This window comes from Vibrio sp. 10N.261.52.A1, from assembly GCF_002876325.1.
Taxonomy (GTDB): domain Bacteria; phylum Pseudomonadota; class Gammaproteobacteria; order Enterobacterales; family Vibrionaceae; genus Vibrio; species Vibrio chagasii.
The window spans coordinates 1-526 of the sequence record NZ_MCYD01000386.1; the positions used below are offsets into that span (position 1 = coordinate 1).

Sequence of the window (526 nt, forward strand, 5' to 3'; positions counted from 1 at the left end):
GTGCAGAAATGTTCATTTTTATATTAAGAAGTATATATTATTTGTTTCCTAGATTTATTCGACATCAATATGTTGACAGCATAATATTCTACCGCCATGTTTTTTTTAAAGTAATAAGTTTCTTTAAATCTAAAGAAGCTGAACCTAAAGATAACAAGCCTGAAGATAATTGCCTGGATGTACGGCTTGTTGAGGATTTAGAGTTATTGGGGGGGGATTGTGAAATCATCAGGCATGTGTCGGAACGTTATGCAAGTGTACAAGGACCACTCTTGTATGTAGATAATCAGGAGTGCAAGCGGTCACCTCTTGAAGGAAGATTACCTGACACTAAAGTTGTGCGTTTAAGTGGAGTCCAAGTTATTGGATCTACAGACGCTGTGATTTTCGGGGAAAACATGTACCATCATGAATTAAGCCTAATGGAAAATATTCATGATTTAAAACGACCTGATATCTTCCTGAAATATGGAGAAAAGGAATATTTTGATTTTCATATTTCATTTCTTCGTGAACAGTTAACTTT

Annotated in this window: 1 pseudogene; it reads left to right on the plus strand. The window is 35.0% G+C overall.

Annotated features, from left to right (window positions below):
* Positions 1-526, plus strand: a pseudogene (locus tag BCT81_RS04795) (glycosyltransferase family 61 protein); the annotation flags it as partial.